Genomic DNA, 16,925 nt, shown 5'->3' with positions numbered 1-16,925 from the left:
TGATCGAGGCGGCGCATCATGGGGTGCATGGCGAAGCCGACCATCCTGACCGTCGATGACGATCCGGGGGTCTCCCGAGCCATCGCCCGAGACCTCCGGCGCCGGTACGGCGACCGGTACCGGGTCATTCGGGCGCCTTCGGGTGAAGAGGCATTGGACGCCCTCCGCGAGGTCAAGCTGCGAGGCGAGCCGCTTGCCGTCATGATCGCCGACTACCGCATGCCCACGATGAACGGCGTGCAGTTCCTCGAAGCGGCCATGGACCTCTTCCCGCTGGCCAGGCGGGTGCTCCTGACGGCGTACGCCGACACGGGCGCGGCCATCGACGCGATCAACATCGTCGATCTCGATCACTACCTGCTCAAGCCGTGGAGTCCCCCGGAGGAGAACCTCTATCCGGTGCTGGACGCACTGCTGGACGTGTGGGCGAGCGCGCCCGACCCGGAGGTGGGAGAGACAAGGATCGTCGGCCACCGCTGGTCCGCGCCGTCGTTCGCCGTACGGGAATTCCTCGCCCGCAATCTCGTGCCCTATCGCTGGATCGCCGCAGACGACCCCGAGGGCGGGCGGCTTCTGGACGCGGCCGGGCTCGGTGCCGATGACGTGCCCCTCGTGATCACGGCCGACGGCAAGACCCTGCAGGCGCCGACCGAGGCCGAACTCGCCGCCCAGGTGGGGCTGAGCACGACCCCCGCCTCCGACTTCTACGACGTGGTCGTCATCGGCGCGGGCCCCGCAGGTCTCGGCGCCGCGGTCTACGCGGCCTCCGAAGGTCTGCGCACGGTGCTGGTGGAGCGTCGTGCGACCGGCGGGCAGGCCGGTCAGAGCAGCCGTATCGAGAATTATCTGGGCTTCCCCGACGGAGTGTCCGGCGCCCAGCTGACGGACCGGGCACGTCGGCAGGCCACCCGTTTCGGTGCCGAAATCCTCAGTGCGCGGGAGGTGGTGTCGCTCGAGGCGGCCGGCGCGGGCCGGGTGCTGCGCTTCAGTGACGGCACCTCGATCGGGGCGCACACCGTCGTCCTGGCCACGGGGGTGTCCTACCGGCGGCTGGAGGGGCCGGGCCTGGACGAGTTCACGGGCGCGGGCGTCTTCTACGGCTCGGCGTCCTTCGAAGCGACCCACTGCACGGGGGAGGACGTGTACATCGTCGGAGGAGCCAACTCGGCGGGCCAGGCCGCCGTCTACTTCTCCCGCTATGCCGACCGCGTCCATCTCCTTGTGCGGGGCCCCGACCTGACCCGGGGGATGTCGCACTACCTGATCCAGCAGATCGAGAGCATCCCCAACATCCAGGTGCACCCGCACACGGAAGTGGCGGGGGGCGAGGGCGAGTTGCATCTGCAGCGCCTGACACTGCGCGACAACCTCACCGGTGACGTCACGACGGCCGACGCCTCCTGGCTCTTCGTCTTCATCGGCGCCGAACCGCCCACGCACTGGCTCGAAGGAGTCGTCTCCCGTGATGAGCGGGGCTTCGTGCTGACCGGTCCCGACCTGCTGTCCGGGGGAGCGCGCCCTGCGGGATGGCCGCTGTCACGGGACCCGTACCACCTCGAGACCAGCGTGCCCGGTGTCTTTGCCGCAGGCGACGTACGGGCCGACTCGGTCAAACGGGTCGCATCCGCGGTGGGGGAAGGCGCCATGGCCGTCTCCCTGGTGCACCGCTACCTGGAGGCGCAATGAATGCCCCGAGCCCGCGCGACAAACTCAGCCCGGCCGAACTGCAGGCCCTCTTCCTCTTCGAGGCCCTCGACGAGGGGCAGCTGGCCTGGCTCGCCGAGCGTGGAAGCGTCGAAGTTCGGCAGGGCGGAAAGCCCGTCTACTCCCAGGGCGAGCCCGCCACCTGCTTCTTCGTCCTCCTCAGCGGCACGGTCGCCGTCTTCCGCCGCGTCCACGGCGACGACATCGAGTTCGGCCGCACCGACCAGGTGGGCGTCTACAGCGGAGCCACGCAGGCCTACCTCGGGGACCGGGTGGACCAGGTCTACCCCAACACCCTGAAGGCCATCACCGACGTCGAACTCTTCGTGCTGCCCGCCGAAGAGTTCGCCCACGCGATCCGCACCTGGTTCCCCATGGCCCTGCATCTGCTCGAAGGCCTCTTCTTCGGCACCCGTGCCAGCAACACCATCATCGGCGAACGCGAACGACTGGAGGCGCTCGGCTCACTCACCGCAGGACTCACCCACGAGCTCAACAACCCCGCGGCCGCGGCCGTACGAGCCACCGACACCCTGCGCGACCGGGTCACCAAGATGCGCCACAAGCTCGCCCGGATCGCCGACGGCCGGGTCGACGGCACCCGTCTGCACCATCTGGTCGAGATGCAGGACGAGGCCGTCAAGCGCGCCTACAGCGCCCCCAAGCTGTCGGCGATCGAGGCCGCCGATGCCGAGGACGAGGTCACCGACTGGCTCGAGGACCACGAGATCGAACGGTCCTGGGACATCGCCCCCGTCCTGGTCGCCGGCGGCATCGACTCCGCCTGGCTGTCCGAGGCCACCGGCAGCCTGGGAGAGGAGAACCTTCAGGCCGCGGTGGGCTGGCTCACGTACACGATCGACACCGAGCTGCTGATGGGGGAGATCGAGGACGCCGTCAACCGGATCTCCGGCCTCGTCGACGCGGCACGCCAGTACTCCCAGCTCGACCGCGCCTCTCAGCAGCCCGTCGACGTCCACGAACTCCTCGACGCCACCCTGGTGATGCTGCAGGCCAAGATCCCCTCGGGCGTGCGGGTCGTGAAGGGGTACGGCCGTGACGTGCCCGCCGTCCCGGCGTACGGCGCGGAACTCAACCAGGTCTGGACGAACCTCATCGACAACGCGCTCGGCGCGATGAACGGCAGCGGCACCCTCACGATCACCACCTGGCGCGAGGGCGACCGCCTGTTCGTCGAGGTCCGCGACACCGGTCACGGCATCCCGGCCGACATCCGTCCGCGCATCTTCGAGCCCTTCTTCACCACGAAACCGGTCGGCGAGGGCACCGGCCTGGGTCTCGACATCTCGTACCGCATCGTGGTCAACAAGCACCACGGCGACATCAGAGTGGACTCGCAGCCGGGCGACACGAGGTTCCGTGTCTGCCTGCCTGTCACGCCGCTCACTGGCGCCGGGGAGCCGCAGCCCGCCGCTGCCGAGGCGACCCGAACCCCTCGAACCGAAACTGCCTCCGGATGAGCGAGGAGAGAAGCGATGGCAGACGACCAGATTCCGGGCATCGACCTCGCAGCCACGCCGAGCGGCGACGGGTGCGTGGAGTGCCTGGCAGGTGACGGTCCGGGCTGGTGGCTCCACCTACGGCGCTGCGCCGAGTGCGGCCACATCGGCTGCTGCGACTCGTCGCCCTCGCAGCACGGAACGAGACACGCCAAGGAGACGGGGCACCCCTTCATCACGAGCTTCGAGCCCGGGGAAACCTGGTTCTGGAACGTGAACACACAGGAGTACTACGAGGGGCCCCAGTTGGCTTCCCCCACCTCGCATCCGACGAGACAGCCGACCCCGGGGCCCAAGGGCGCTGTGCCTGCGGACTGGGAGCGGCACCTGCACTGACATGGGGTACGGACTGGGTGACCAAGACCGAACCGGCGTCGTCAGCCTCGTTGGCGGCCGGGGAGGCGATCTTGACCGTTCGGCCGGAGAATGGGCGTGGCGAATTCGCTGTCAGGCGATTTCGTGCTCCGAGGTTTTGGGGTCTGGAGGTCGTGGGCCATGCAGTCTGTGACAGTCCGGAACGGAGCACGGGGCCCGACCGTGCGCGTCCCCAAAACGCAGGGGGAACAAGGAGCGGCCGGGCCGCTCTCGCCCCCGGATCCCGGGGCGCGACCATGACCGCCGACGAGCAGATACCTCAGGCCGCTGGATATCCCGGCCTGGCGGAGGACGGGCATCCGGCAACGCAACCGAGGATCGTGCCACCCTCCTCGAAGGAAGAACTCGTGGCCATTCAGAACGTGGCGGCGCGGCTGAGCGCCGCCTACCCCCTGGCCGACGCGGCCACCGTCGAGGCCACGGTCAGTTCCGTGTACGGCTCATTCCACCAAGCCAGGGTGAGAGCTTTCATCCCGATCCTGGTCGAACGCCGAGCCCGGAAGGTGCTCCACGCTGCTGCCCGTGCGGCAGCGGTGGAGGCCGAGGACGCTCCCGCCCCCGACGGTGGCACGAGCGGGCCGTGACCGTGGCCGGGGGCCCGGGACGCGCCGGGCTCCCCTGAAGGGAAAGAGGGGCTGGTCGGTGATCCGGTCGGTGGGCGAGGACCGGATCTTTCCCACGCTGCCCACGCCGCCGGCCGCCTACGGTGCCTGGCGCGGGGAGACCGAGAACGGCGGCAGCCCGGCCGACAGGACCTAGGATCAAGCGTTGCCGAAGAGTTGTTCAAGGACGACGGCCACCCCGTCCTCCTCGTTCGACGCGGTGTGCCGCGGCACAGCCGCCAGGAGGGCCGGGTGAGCGTTGGCCATGGCGTAGCCGGTGCCTGCCCATTGAAGGATGGTCAGGTCATTCGGCATGTCGCCGAAGGCGACCACCTCCGTGGCGCCGATTCCGCGCGCGGCGCACAACGCGGCAAGGGTGCTTGCCTTGCTGACGCCCGTGGCGCTGATTTCCAGCAGGCCCGCCCCGCCGGAGTGGGTGAACTGTGCCACCCCGCCCGCCGAGGCTTCCGCGGCTGCGAGCAGGAAGTCCGCGTCGAGCTGCGCGGACCAGGCGAGCAGCTTGGTGATCGGCACATCGGACAGCCACAGGTCCGGCAGGGACGCCACGGCGATCTCCGTGTCGGCGGCTCCGGGGAACCGAAGGCCGAACCCCGGTTCGTACAGGACCTGGTGGCCGGTTTCCACGGCGAAGCCCAGTCCGGGTGCGGCTTGCGACAGTGCGGTGGCCACCCGGCGGGCGGCGGCCACGGGCAGGGCTCGTGTTTCGAGGACGGTGCGGGCCGCGGTGTCGTAGACGAGGGCACCGTTGCTGCACACCGCCGTTCCGACCAGCCCGCTCGCGGTGGTGAGCATGTCGACGAAGCGGGGTGGCCGGGCGGTGACGAGGACGACCTCCGCTCCGGCGTCGACCGCGCCGCGCAGGGCGCGCACGGTGCGCTCCGAGAGAACGCCGCCGCTGCGCAGGAGGGTGCCGTCGAGATCGGTGGCGATCAGCCGAGGAGGATGCATCGCCCGATGCTACTGAACTGCCGGGCGCACGCCCTGCCTTGAGGCATCTGGAGGCCCGTGCTGAGAGCTCAGCCGTCGCCCAGGGCGAGCTTCCCCAACCGCCGCCAGTCCATCGGCGGTCTCGTCGGCGGCACACCGGGCCGGTTACGGGGAACCCGTACGCGCAGGGCCTGCGGCTGGATCCGGCAGTGTACGGGCGCAGGCAGGGTGAGCGACTCACCGTCGACGCCGACCTGGACCTCGGGCTCGTTCGCGTCGACGACGACGTCACGGCCGGTCAGCACCGTGAGTCCGGACGCATGTTTGCCGCGTAGCATGCCTGCCGCCTGCGCCGCACTGTCGACCTTGATGCCCAGGATGCCGAGCATGCCGGAGTCCAGCCGGTCCCGGCGCCCCAGTCCCGCATGATCGCCCACCCGGTACGGGTTGTTGCTCACCAGTACGGCCTGTGGCTCGAGTACGGATTGCTGTTCGCCGGTCTTCCCGTCCAGGGCACGCAGGACCAGGCGGGGGCCGCTCCGGTAGGTCAGCAGGTCCGGAAGCATCTTGAGGATGGTGCCCACCTTGTCGTTGCGGTAGGCGGGGCTCTGCACCACTGCCGCGTATGCGCCGAAGGACGCGTTGTTGACGAAGGCGAGTTCACCGATGTAACCCAGGTCGACGCGGAGTTCGACGCCGTCGGTGAGTGCGTCGAGGGAGGTCGACGGGTCCTCGCGGTCGAGACCCAGGTCCAGCGCGAAGTGGTTGCGCGTTCCGGCCGGGACGACCAGGAAGGGAATGCCCTTTTCCGCGGCGACCGCTGCCACTTGGGCCTGTGTGCCGTCGCCGGCCGCGACGCCGAGCAGGTCGACGCCGTCGCTGACGGCCCGGCGCGCGAGCTCGGCGACGTCTTGCTGAGGGCCCGGCTCCAGCACCAGGACATCCGCGTCCAGCGCCTCGGCCTTTTCCTTCAGCCGGAACTTCGCCACCTTTCCCCCGCCGGACCAGGGGTTCATGATCAAGAACGGCCGCTTCGGGGGCGGTACCCGGAATTCCGGCGTGGGCGCATGCCTCGGCTCCCTGAGGGCGGCGCGCCCCGCTGAACCCGCCGCCCCACACAGCGCGAGGGAGACCAAGACCACCCACAGCAGCCCGGACAGCGCGTAGAGCACGAGCACGCCCACCGGTGCCGCCACCCCCACCAGGAAAGCGAGGATGCGGCCGAGCCCGCGGCGGCTCAGTGCCCACCACGCGCAGGCCGCACTCAGGGCCAGTGCGGCAATTCCCAGGCCCACCAGGGCGATGCTCTCGAGCTCCGCGAACATCAGCAGTACGAGTACGGCCGCGACCCCCGCGACGATCGCCGAACGGGCGAGCCAGCGTCTCGCCCGGGCGCTGCGCGCTCCGGCCACGATGCCCATGGACCCTCCCGCCGCTGCCTGTGGGTCATTGCACCGCCGCGAGGCGGTTCACGCATCACCCTTCACGGGTGGGCTCGTCGCCTCCTACGGATGGCCCTCATGGTGCGCGCGTCATGTCCCCTTCTGCCAGGCGGAAGGCGCAGTGCCCAGGTGAGGGGCCAGAAGCGGCTGCTGGGCCGCCACGGCTCCCGCGGTGATGCCGATGGAGCTCGCCACGCAGATCACGATGAGCCACGAGAATATGACGAAGACCGCGCCGACCGACCCGTACTCGGACAGCGCGCGATTGAGTGCCCGCGGCATGTAGAACCGCGCCCCGATCGACAGGCCGGTCACGGCGATCGCCGTGAGGAGGGCACCGTCGCCCCCGAGGCGGCGCAGGCGCGGCTGGTGAAACTCCGCGCCTGGCTGGCAGGACACCAGGACCGGGCGATCGTGGTCATCTGTCCCCTGCTCGGCCTGTGGCTGACCGGGAACAGATCTACCAGCTGACCGCTTGACGTGCGGCAATCTCGGAAGTGCGAAGCCGTGCGCACGGTGCTGCAATGGTTGAAAGGGCCCGTTCGTCGCGTCTGAGGCGGCGAGCGCCGCCAGACATGAGCCGCGGGCGAGGCCCGGACCCCGAACCGCTCGTGAGGAGTGGCCATGAGCGATGACGTGGAACAGATGGGCCCCGTCGACTACTTGGTCGTCGAGTTCCCCGGCAACCGCATGACGGGCGAGGGCTTCCCGATCCTCCTCGACCTGGTCGAGCGCGGCATCATCCGCATCCTCGACCTCCTTTTCATCCGTAAGGACAGTGATGGGTCTGTCGCGGCACTGGACGTGAAGGATTTCGGGGACGAGGTGGATCTGACCGTCTTCGACGGCGCTTCGTCCGGGCTGCTCGGCCAGGACGACATCGAGGAGGCCGCCAAGGCGCTGGAGCCGAACAGCTCCGCAGGCATCCTGATCTACGAGAACCTCTGGGCCGCACCCTTCGCGCGGGCCATGCGGCGCAGCGGTGCGCAGTTGGTGGCGAGCGGGCGCATTCCCGTACAAGCCCTGCTCGCCTCGCTGGACGCGACCGAAGCGACTGCGTGAGCCGCACACCGTGGGAGATGAGTGAATATGCCCGGACTTCTTCGTGGAGTCGCCCGCACCGCCGTCGTCGCCGGAACGGCCACGGCGGTGTCCAACCGCGTGTCGCGGCGCCAGGCCGGCCGATGGGCGGAGCAGGACGCCGAGCAGCAGGCCGCGCCCCCTCCGGCCGCACCGCCGCCTCCCCCGGGCGACGACATGACCGCCAAGATGGACCAGCTCAAGCAATTGGGTGACCTGAAGGCTCAAGGGGTACTGACCGAAGAAGAGTTCGCCGCGCAGAAGAGCAAGATTCTCGCCGGCTGACACCGGACATGGAGTGGGCCATGCCTCCTCCCAGGAGACGGGAGAAGTCATGCGCACTGAGATGTGGATGGTGGTGGCGGTCCTCGCGGTCCTGATCGCCGCCACTCTGGTTATGGCCGGGGTGCTCCTGGTCAGACTCGTCAGGGCTCGGCGGCTGCTGCGGCACGCCGGAATTCCGGTGGAGAACAAGGTGGTCTTCTGGGGTGCCCTGATCTACCTGGCGTGCCCCGTCGACCTGCTGCCCGACCCGGTCCTCCTGGACGACATCGGCGTTCTGCTGCTCGCGCTGCGTTCTTTGCAGTCCGCGGTGGACAGCGCCGGCGCCCGGCCACCGGCGCTGAAGCCGCGGCCACCTCGGGCGTAGCGCCCGGGACCGGGATGTCAGACCCCTCCGCTAGTTGCCGGCATGACAATTTTCGTACTCGCTGCGGGCGCGTGGCTCGGAGCGTGGGCGTGGGACGACGTGGTGCCGCACCTGCGCGCCGCCGGCCACGGCACCCACCCGTTGACGCTCTCCGGCCTCGCCGACAAGCAGGGCGTTCCGGCAGGGCAGCAGGCCCACGTCCAGGACATCGTCGACGAGGTCGAACGCCTCGATCTGCGCGATGTCGTCCTGGTCGGACACAGCTACTCGGGCATCCCGGTCGGTCAGGCCGCCGAGCGGATCGGCGACCGGCTGGCCGGCGTCGTCTTCGTCGACTCCAATGTCCCGGCGGACGGCGAGTCGTTTGTGTCCGGCTGGTGGGAGGGCCCCGCGAAGCTGGAGGCTTCAATCGCCGCGAACGGCGGCTTCTGGGCACCGATGACCCAGGCCGACTATGAAGGCCAGGGGCTCACCGATGAGCAGATCGCACGGATCGTGGACGGTTCGACACCGCACCCGGGTTCCTCGCTGGCCGAGCCGGCCGTGCTGGCACGGCCGCTCGGCGAGCTTCCGGTGACGTACATCAAGTGCCTGCTCGACGGACCCGAGCCGAGCCCCGACGTAGCCGAGCTGCTGAGCAGCGAGCACTGGCGTCTGGTCACGATGGACACCGGCCACTGGCCCATGTTCTCCCAGCCGCGCGAGCTGGCGCGGGTCCTTCTGGAGGCGGCTGGGTAGGGCGTTCGCGTTTCGGACCTGAACGCGTGCCCATCAGGCTGCCGACATCAGTCGCTCCAGCTTGTCGAGACTCTGAGTCCAGCCTGCCTCGTGAAGGGCGTAGCGCTCCTCCGTGGCGAAGTCGCCCTGCGTGAACACCAGCTCCGTGGCCGTCCATCCGAGATCGTGGAGGGAGAGGGACACCACTGTCTCCCGGTCGTCGGGGGCGGGGGGCTCCCACCGGAAGGTGTAGGACAGGTGGACTGGCGGGTCGACCTTGAGGAACTGACCCGCCAGGTGGAAGAGGTCTCCTTCAGGGGGCTGCATGGCGATGCGGTAGTCGCCGCCGGTCCGCAGGTCGCTTTCCACGTGGGGGATCGAGAATCCGTCCGGGCCGAACCACTTCGCCAGCTCCTGCGGTTCGGTCAGGGCCCGGAACACGGCAGCCCGCGGTGCGAGCAGGATGCGCTGGAGGTGCAGGGTCGCACGTGCTCTGTTCTTCATCACCGACCTCCTCGTGTCAGGCGGATCTGCGGTGCTGGCCGGGGTTCGAGGGCGGGGGGATCCGCGGCCGGGAGAGGGCGTTGCCCGTCGGGGCACGTCGGGGGCCTTCTGGCATGTCTCAAGGCTACATACGGGCCGGTGGGTACCTCCCGTTCAAGCCTGGAGGGAGGGGACGTACTGTCCCCTCCCCGTGGGTCCGCGGCCCGTCACACAGCCTTAGGGCTTGGACGGCTTGCCCTTCGTGCCGATCCACGTGCGGAACAGCTGGTCCAGGTCCTTTCCGGACTGCCGCTCCGACAGGCGGATGAACTGCGCTGTGGTTCCGTGACCGTCGCGGCGGTCGGCTGCCCATGTGCGCAGGATTCGAAGAAACGTTCTGTCGCCGACGGCGGTGCGCAGCTTGTGCAGGGCCATGGCCCCCCGTGCGTAGACGGGCGTATCGAAGATGTGCGCCCCGCTGCCCGGGTCGGCGGGCGGGAATGCCCACAGGTCGCTGCTCGCCGGGCTGGCGTACAGCGCGTCGAAGGCCTTCTGCGCGCTCTGGCCGCCGTGCTGTTCGTCGTAGAGCCACTCGGCGTAGGTCGCGAAGCCCTCGTTGAGCCAGATGTCCTTCCAGGTGGTGATGGAGACGGAGTCTCCGAACCACTGGTGCGCGCTTTCGTGGACAAGGGTGCTCAGGTCCGGTGCCCGGTCGTACAACGGCCGTGCCTGGGTCTCCAGCGCGTATCCGGCCTGCGGCGCACGGTCCACGATGGCTCCGGCGCCCTTGAAGGGGTACGGGCCGAAGAGCTTGCTCTCCCAGGCCAGGACCGACGGCAGCTTCTTGAGCACGGGCGCCGAGGCGGCCGCCTCACGGGGGTCGACGGCGTTGAAGACCTTGAGACCGCCGGGCGCGGTGTACTGCTCGACCTTGAATGTGCCCACGGTCGCCGTGGCGAGGTAGGCCGCCATCGGCTCGGACTGCCGCCAGCGGAAGGTGGTGCGCCCGTTGGCGGTCTTCTGCCCGCGGAATACACCGTTGGACACGGCGGTGCGCCCCGCGGGTACGGTGATCGCGAAGTCGTAGGACGCCTTGTCCTTGGGGTGGTTGTTGGCGGGGAACCATGTCATGGCGCCTTGGGGCTCACCGGCCACGAACGCCCCGTCATCGGTGGGGATCCACCCGTCCAGGGACCCGTCCGGATCGGTGACCGGCCGGGGAGTGCCCGCGTAGGTCACCGTGGTGCGGAACTCCTGGTTCTTGCGAAGGGGCCTGCTGGGGGAGACCACGAGTTCCTGGCCGTCGCGGCGGAAGGCCGCCTTGGCGTGATTGACCGTGACGCTCGTGACCTTCAGCCCCTTCAGGTCGAGGTCGAAGCGGGTCAGCCGTTCGGTGGCCCGGGCCGTGATGACAGCGCGTCCTTCGAGGTGACGGGTCTTCGGGTCGTATCCGAGTGTCAGGTCGTAGTGGTGGACGTTGTAGCCACCGTTGCCCGCGAGGGGAAAATACGGGTCTCCCGCACCGGACGATCCCGCCGTGGCGGCGGCCGCGGGCCCGGCGGTGGCGGCAAGCAGCGCCACGACGGCGGCGGGGAGGCCGGCCGCGACAATGGCGCCTCGCCGATGGTCAGTTGGGCGCCCGGCGGGCTGGTGCGGGGGGTGCGTCACAGGGGACTCCTCTGGGCTCGACAGTGATCATTCGGGCCCAGCCTATGGGTCCCCTCCGCCCCAAAACTCCCTCGAACAAGTCAAGTCACATCCAGACTCGCAGTCGTGCGACGTGTCTGCCCGACAGCGTCGGGCGCGGGAGCGGGGGCCGCTGCGTACCGCCGGACCGAACCGCCGGGTGGCCGTCGCCATGTCCGCTTTCGGGTGACCTCGTGGCTCGGCGTCGCCATGGCCTCTCCCGCGTACTCGACGATCACAGGCGGCCGGGGAGACCCCCGCCGGACTCGTTGACCGTAGGGAGGCCCGCCTTGCGCATTCTGCTTGTCGCCACCGCGTTCAACAGCCTCACGCAGCGCCTCCATGCCGAGCTCAGGGATCACGGTCACAGCGTGGCGGTGGAACTCGCGGTGCACGGTGAGTCCTTGGCGGACGCCGTACGCCGCCATGAACCGCAGCTCGTCGTCGCGCCGATGCTGAAGACGCCGATCCCGCGCGAGGTGTGGTCCGCATACACATGTCTCGTCGTCCATCCCGGGCCCGTCGGAGACCGCGGGCCCTCGTCCCTCGACTGGGCGATTCACGAGGACGTCGGCGAGTGGGGCGTGACGGTCCTGCAGGCCGACGCGGAGATGGACGCGGGCGACGTCTGGGCCTCGGTCGCCTGCCCGGTGCCCCGGGTGGCCAAGAGCGAGCTGTACCGCGGCGAGGTGTCCGACGCGGCGGCTGCCGCGGTGATGCTGGCGGTGGAGCGTTTCGCGACCGGGACGTATTCACCGCAGCCGCAGACCGAAGGCGGTGGGGGAAGAACCCGGCCGTATCTCGATCAGAGCGTCCGGCAGATCGACTGGGCTTCGGAGTCCACCGAGACGATCGTCCGCAAGCTGCGGGCCGCGGACTCGCAGCCCGGCGTACTGGACGAACTGCTGGGCAGCGAGTGGTACATGCACGGTGGCCACCGCGAATACGAGCTGCGAGGGCACCCCGGCGACCTTCTGGCGACCCGGGCCGGAGCCGTCTGCCGGGCGACGACGGACGGCGCCGTGTGGATTCCCGAATTGCGGGCCCGGCGCGGGCCGGGGCAGCCCCCCACCTTCAAACTCCCTGCCGTCACCGCGCTCGGCGGCCGGCTGCCCTCCTTGCCGGAGAGCCCTGCGCCGTCGCGTCCGGACGGTCAGTGGCGTGCCTGGAGCGACATCAGCTACCGCGAGGAGAGCACCGTCGGCTTCCTTTCCTTCTCCTTCCCCGGCGGCGCCATGAGTACGACGCAGTGCCGGCGCCTGCTGGCGGCCTATCACGAGGCCTGCTCGCGCCCCACGTCGGTGCTGGTCCTCGGCGGCGGCCAGGTCTTCTCCAACGGCATCCACCTCAATGTGATCGAGGCCGCCGACGATCCCGGTGCGGAATCCTGGGCGAACATCAACGCGATCGACGATCTGGTCGAGGCCGTGCTGAGGACCACCGACCGGCTGGTGGTCGCCGCCGTCGGCGGGTACGCCGCTGCGGGCGGGGTGATGCTCGCCCTGGCCGCGGACGAGGTGTGGTGCAGATCGGGCACCGTGCTGAACCCGCACTACCGGCTGATGGGGCTGTACGGCTCCGAGTTCTGGACGTACACCCTGCCGCGCCGGGTCGGTCCGGCAGTCGCCGAGCGCCTCATGCGCCAGGCACTGCCCGTCAGCGGGACGGCAGCGCAGCGGCTGGGCCTCGTCGACCGCCTGGTCGAGTGCACCCCACAGGCGTTCACGGCAGAGGCAGCCCGGCTCGCCGGACACCTCGCTTCCCTGCCCTCCCTGCAGCAACGGATCGCCGCGAAGAAAGCCGAACGGGACCACCAGGAGAGTCTGAGGCCGCTCGCAGCCTTCCGGGAGGAGGAACTGGCCCTCATGCGCCGGACCTTCTCCGACCCGTCCGCCCCCTACCACGCGCTGCGACACGCATTCGTACGCAAGGAGAAGCCGCTGCGAACGCCGCCGCATCTGAGCGTCGCGGTGCCGGGAGCGCGTGTGACGGACCGGCTCTCCGAGCCCCGTGTCACTGGACCGGCCCCCGAAAACAAGGCCCCGGCACCGGATGCCTGTTACGAAGAAGGCGGGTACCACATGCCGACTGTCACGCCATACCTCCCCGAGGGGGCACCCTGATGAATGCAGCCACGCCGACCGCGGCCCAGGACGCGGACGCCGCCGCAGGACCCGCCGACGAAGCCGGCCCCATCCATATCCTCTGGATCAATGCCGGGCTGAGCTGCGACGGCGACTCGGTGGCCCTGACGGCGGCCATGCAGCCGAGTATCGAGGAGATCGTCACGGGCGCGCTGCCGGGCCTGCCCAAGATCGCTGTCCACTGGCCCCTGATCGACTTCGAGTGCGGTCCGGTCGGGGGAGCGGACACGTTCATCGAATGGTTCTTCAAAGGCGAGCGCGGCGAGATCGACCCGTTCGTCCTGGTGATCGAAGGGTCGGTCCCCAACGAGTCGATCAAGCCGGAAGGCTACTGGTGCGGCTTCGGCGACAACCCCGAAACCGGCCAGCCGATCACCACCAGCGAGTGGATCGACCGGCTCGCGCCCAAGGCGCTGGCTGTCGTCGCGATCGGAACGTGTGCCACCTACGGCGGCATCCACGCCATGGAGGGCAACCCGACCGGCGCGATGGGAGTGCCCGACTATCTGGGCTGGGACTGGAAGTCCAAGGCCGGCATTCCGATCGTGTGTGTGCCCGGCTGCCCGATCCAGCCCGACAACTTCTCCGAGACCCTGACCTACCTGCTCTACCAGGCGGCGGGTGCCGCTCCGATGATCCCGCTGGACGACAAGCTCCGGCCGACCTGGCTCTTCGGTGCCACCGTGCACGAGGGCTGCGATCGCGCCGGCTACTACGAACAGGGCCAGTTCGCCGAGACGTACGACTCACCCAAGTGCCTCGTCAAGATCGGCTGCTGGGGACCCGTCGTCAAGTGCAACGTGCCCAAGCGGGGCTGGATGAACGGGATCGGGGGCTGCCCGAACGTCGGCGGCATCTGCATCGCCTGCACGATGCCGGGATTCCCGGACAAGTTCATGCCGTTCATGGACGAACCGCCCGGCGCGAGGGTCTCGAGCGGCGCCAGCGGAGTGTACGGCACCGTGATCCGCAGGCTGCGGTCCATCACGGCCAGGACGGTGGACAAGGAGCCGAAGTGGCGCCACACGGGGGAGAAGCTGACCACCGGTTACCGGCGGCCGTGGTGATCCCCTGCCCCATCCGCATCAGATTTCCCCGCGCCGCATCCGAATGAGACCTCTCCGCACGACCCAACTCCCGCTTGAAGAAGGGCACGGCACTCACGATGGCACCGAAGACCAAGGCGGCCGGCGACGGCAGTGGCCTGATGGAAATGTCCTGGGATCCGATCACCCGGATCGTGGGCAGTCTCGGTATCCACACAAAGATCGACTTCAAGCAGAAGCGGGTCGCGGAGTGCTACAGCACCTCGTCCGTCTTCCGCGGCTACAGCGTCTTCATGCGCGGCAAGGACCCGCGGGACGCGCACTTCATCACCAGCCGGATCTGCGGAATCTGCGGCGACAACCACGCGACGTGTTCGGTGTACACGCAGAACATGGCGTACGGCGTCAAGCCCCCGCATCTCGGTGAGTGGATCATCAACCTCGGTGAGTCCGCGGAGTACATGTTCGACCACAACATCTTCCAGGAGAACCTGGTCGGGGTCGACTACTGCGAAAAAATGGTCCGCGAGACCAACCCCGGCGTCCTCGAACTCGCCGAGCGCACCGAGGCGCCGCACGCGGGGGAGCACGGCTACCGCACCATCGCCGACATCATGCGCTCGCTCAACCCGATCGAAGGCGAGTTCTACCGCGAAGCCCTCCAGGTGAGCCGCTACACACGGGAGATGTTCTGTCTGATGGAGGGCCGCCATGTGCACCCCTCCACGCTCTACCCGGGCGGCGTCGGCACCGTCGCCTCCGTACAGCTGTTCACGGACTACCTCACCCGCCTCATGCGGTACGTCGAGTTCATGAAGCGTGTCGTCCCCCTGCACGACGACTTGTTCGACTTCTTCTACGAGGCGCTGCCCGGGTACGAGGAAGTCGGCCGCCGGCGCGTGCTGCTCGGCTGCTGGGGAGCCCTCAACGACCCAGAGTACTGCGACTTCACCTACGCCAACATGAGCGACTGGGGGCGGCGGATGTTCGTCACCCCCGGCATCGTCGTCGACGGCAAGCTCGTCACCAACGACCTCACCGAGATCAACCTCGGCATCCGCATCCTGCTGGGCAGCTCGTACTACGACGACTGGCAGGGCCAGGAGCAGTTCGTCACCCACGACCCGCTCGGCAATCCCGTCGACCCGCGCCACCCGTGGAACCAGCACACCATCCCGGCCCCGCAGAAGCGGGACTTCAACGACAAGTACAGCTGGGTGATGTCCCCGCGCTGGTTCGACGGCAAGGACCATCTGCCGCTGGACACCGGTGGCGGACCCATCGCACGCCTGTGGTCGACGGCGCTGTCCGGACTCGTCGACGTCGGCTATGTCAAGGCCACCGGCAACAGCGTCGTCATCAACCTGCCGCGCACGATGACCAAGCCCGAGACCACCTTCGAATGGAAGATCCCGCGCTGGAGCAATGCGCTGGAACGCAACCGCGCCCGCACCTACTTCCAGGCCTACGCCGCGGCCATCGCCCTGCACTGCGCCGAGAAGGGCCTGGAGGAAGTACGGGCGGGCCGCAGCCAGACCTGGGAGAAGTTCGAGGTGCCGGACGAGTCCATCGGCTGCGGATTCACCGAGGCCGTGCGAGGGGTCCTCTCCCACCACATGGTCATCCGGGACGGGAAGATCGCCAACTACCACCCGTACCCGCCCACTCCGTGGAACGCCAGCACGCGCGACACCTACGGCACACCAGGCCCGTACGAGGACGCCGTGCAGAACACGCCCATCTTCGAGGAGAACTCCCCGGAGAACTTCAAGGGCATCGACATCATGCGCGCCGTGCGCAGCTTCGACCCCTGCCTTCCCTGCGGCGTCCACATGTACGTCGGAGGCGGCAAGACCGTGAAGTCGATGCACGTGCCCACCGGCCTGAGCGGTCTTGCCGGATGAGCGCGGCAGCTCGCACCGCGGCCCCGCCCGCAGACGGGGCCGCCGGAGGCATGAACGCGGAGCAGGCCGGACGGCGCGTGGAAGAGGTTCTCGACCGGCTGGCCGCCGCCGGTGACGAATCGGTACGCGCGGGGGCCGAGGAACTGGTACGGGTCCTGATGGACTTCTACGGCGCCGGACTGGCCCGTATCGTCCGGCTGCTCGACGCCCCCGGCAGCCGCCTGACCGGCCTGCTCGGAGACGAACTGGTCTCGAGCCTGCTCCTCCTGCACGACCTGCACCCCGAGGACACCGCCACGCGTATCACCCGTGCTCTGGACGCGGCCGGGGACCGCGCCTGGGAGGTGGCCGGTTTCGACGACGCCTCCGGGACGCTGCGTCTGCGGTCCTTGGGCGGTGCGGGTTGCGGCTGTGCCGCAACGACGGCGGGGGCTCAACAGGCCGTCGAGGACGCTCTGGCCTGCTTCGCGCCCGAGGTGAGGGCCGTGGAAGTGGAGACGGGCGTCGCCGCCGGGGAGCCTGCGCTGCTCCAGATCGGCACCCGTTCCGCCGCCCGCACCGGGCCCGGACCGGCCGTGGCGAAGACGCGGTGAGCGCGGCTCACCTCCGGCGGCAGCCCTCTGGG

Annotated in this window: 17 protein-coding genes; 12 read left to right on the top strand and 5 right to left on the bottom strand. The window is 69.3% G+C overall.

The window, feature by feature from the left end:
* Nucleotides 1–27 precede the first annotated feature (27 nt).
* From FBY35_RS37795 to FBY35_RS20965, 4 genes are all read left to right on the top strand, one after another.
* Nucleotides 28–1,686, top strand: a complete 1,659-nt coding sequence (locus FBY35_RS37795; RefSeq protein ID WP_142215541.1) for an FAD-dependent oxidoreductase — start codon at nt 28–30, stop codon at nt 1,684–1,686.
* Nucleotides 1,683–3,185: an ATP-binding protein gene (locus tag FBY35_RS20975; protein ID WP_142215540.1), complete on the top strand. Its 1,503-nt coding sequence runs from the start codon at nt 1,683–1,685 to the stop codon at nt 3,183–3,185. The genes FBY35_RS37795 and FBY35_RS20975 overlap by 4 nt, the downstream gene beginning before the upstream one ends.
* Nucleotides 3,186–3,200: 15 nt before the next feature.
* Entirely contained in the window at nt 3,201–3,560 is a 360-nt protein-coding gene (locus FBY35_RS20970) for a UBP-type zinc finger domain-containing protein (protein ID WP_142215539.1), read from the top strand.
* A 386-nt stretch (nt 3,561–3,946) separates the two neighbouring features.
* Complete coding sequence (locus FBY35_RS20965) at nt 3,947–4,183, top strand: three-helix bundle dimerization domain-containing protein (RefSeq protein WP_142215538.1); 237 nt, start codon at nt 3,947–3,949, stop codon at nt 4,181–4,183.
* Between the two features lie 177 nt (nt 4,184–4,360).
* Here the strand turns inward: FBY35_RS20965 and FBY35_RS20960 are convergent, their stop codons facing one another.
* From FBY35_RS20960 to FBY35_RS36170, 3 genes are all read right to left on the bottom strand, one after another.
* The gene (locus tag FBY35_RS20960) at nt 4,361–5,170 is read right to left on the bottom strand and encodes an HAD hydrolase family protein (RefSeq protein ID WP_186357027.1); all 810 of its coding nucleotides are present in this window, start codon (nt 5,168–5,170) and stop codon (nt 4,361–4,363) included.
* Nucleotides 5,171–5,238: 68 nt separating this feature from the next.
* A complete protein-coding gene (locus tag FBY35_RS20955) occupies nt 5,239–6,570 on the bottom strand; it encodes a diacylglycerol kinase family protein (protein WP_142215537.1) in 1,332 nt (443 codons plus the stop codon).
* Between the two features lie 111 nt (nt 6,571–6,681).
* On the bottom strand, nt 6,682–6,990 hold the full coding sequence (locus tag FBY35_RS36170) for a hypothetical protein (protein WP_160159308.1): 309 nt from the start codon (nt 6,988–6,990) through the stop codon (nt 6,682–6,684).
* A gap of 225 nt (nt 6,991–7,215) precedes the next feature.
* Here FBY35_RS36170 and FBY35_RS20945 point away from each other — a divergent pair, with 225 nt between their 5' ends.
* The 4 genes from FBY35_RS20945 to FBY35_RS20930 are packed head-to-tail and all read left to right on the top strand — an operon-like array spanning nt 7,216 to nt 9,058.
* Nucleotides 7,216–7,653, top strand: coding sequence for a DUF6325 family protein (locus FBY35_RS20945; RefSeq protein WP_186357026.1), 438 nt, complete (start codon nt 7,216–7,218; stop codon nt 7,651–7,653).
* Between the two features lie 27 nt (nt 7,654–7,680).
* Nucleotides 7,681–7,956 (top strand): SHOCT domain-containing protein, encoded by a 276-nt coding sequence (locus FBY35_RS20940; protein ID WP_142215536.1) that lies wholly within the window; start codon nt 7,681–7,683, stop codon nt 7,954–7,956.
* A 49-nt stretch (nt 7,957–8,005) separates the two neighbouring features.
* Nucleotides 8,006–8,320, top strand: a complete 315-nt coding sequence (locus FBY35_RS20935) for a DUF1232 domain-containing protein (protein WP_142215535.1) — start codon at nt 8,006–8,008, stop codon at nt 8,318–8,320.
* Nucleotides 8,321–8,362: 42 nt separating this feature from the next.
* Nucleotides 8,363–9,058 (top strand): alpha/beta fold hydrolase, encoded by a 696-nt coding sequence (locus FBY35_RS20930; RefSeq protein WP_142215534.1) that lies wholly within the window; start codon nt 8,363–8,365, stop codon nt 9,056–9,058.
* Between the two features lie 33 nt (nt 9,059–9,091).
* Here the strand turns inward: FBY35_RS20930 and FBY35_RS20925 are convergent, their stop codons facing one another.
* Together FBY35_RS20925 and FBY35_RS20920 are read right to left on the bottom strand one after the other, a co-directional pair.
* Nucleotides 9,092–9,541 carry an SRPBCC domain-containing protein gene (locus FBY35_RS20925; protein WP_142215533.1) on the bottom strand — a complete coding sequence of 150 codons (450 nt, stop codon included), beginning with the start codon at nt 9,539–9,541 and terminating at the stop codon, nt 9,092–9,094.
* Nucleotides 9,542–9,757: 216 nt separating this feature from the next.
* Nucleotides 9,758–11,131: a M1 family metallopeptidase gene (locus FBY35_RS20920; protein ID WP_260848942.1), complete on the bottom strand. Its 1,374-nt coding sequence runs from the start codon at nt 11,129–11,131 to the stop codon at nt 9,758–9,760.
* 365 nt (nt 11,132–11,496) lie between these two features.
* Between FBY35_RS20920 and FBY35_RS20915 the strand changes: the two genes are divergently transcribed.
* From FBY35_RS20915 to FBY35_RS20900, 4 genes are all read left to right on the top strand, one after another.
* Complete coding sequence (locus FBY35_RS20915; protein WP_142215531.1) at nt 11,497–13,329, top strand: enoyl-CoA hydratase-related protein; 1,833 nt, start codon at nt 11,497–11,499, stop codon at nt 13,327–13,329.
* A complete protein-coding gene (locus tag FBY35_RS20910) occupies nt 13,329–14,417 on the top strand; it encodes a hydrogenase expression protein HypE (protein ID WP_142215530.1) in 1,089 nt (362 codons plus the stop codon). Before FBY35_RS20915 ends, FBY35_RS20910 begins: the two co-directional genes overlap by 1 nt.
* Nucleotides 14,418–14,515: 98 nt before the next feature.
* Entirely contained in the window at nt 14,516–16,300 is a 1,785-nt protein-coding gene (locus tag FBY35_RS20905) for a nickel-dependent hydrogenase large subunit (protein ID WP_142215529.1), read from the top strand.
* A complete protein-coding gene (locus tag FBY35_RS20900; protein WP_142215528.1) occupies nt 16,297–16,893 on the top strand; it encodes a hypothetical protein in 597 nt (198 codons plus the stop codon). Before FBY35_RS20905 ends, FBY35_RS20900 begins: the two co-directional genes overlap by 4 nt.
* Nucleotides 16,894–16,925 lie beyond the last annotated feature (32 nt).

This window comes from Streptomyces sp. SLBN-118, from assembly GCF_006715635.1.
Lineage (GTDB): Bacteria > Actinomycetota > Actinomycetes > Streptomycetales > Streptomycetaceae > Streptomyces.
This window is presented reverse-complemented; position numbering and strand designations above follow the sequence as displayed.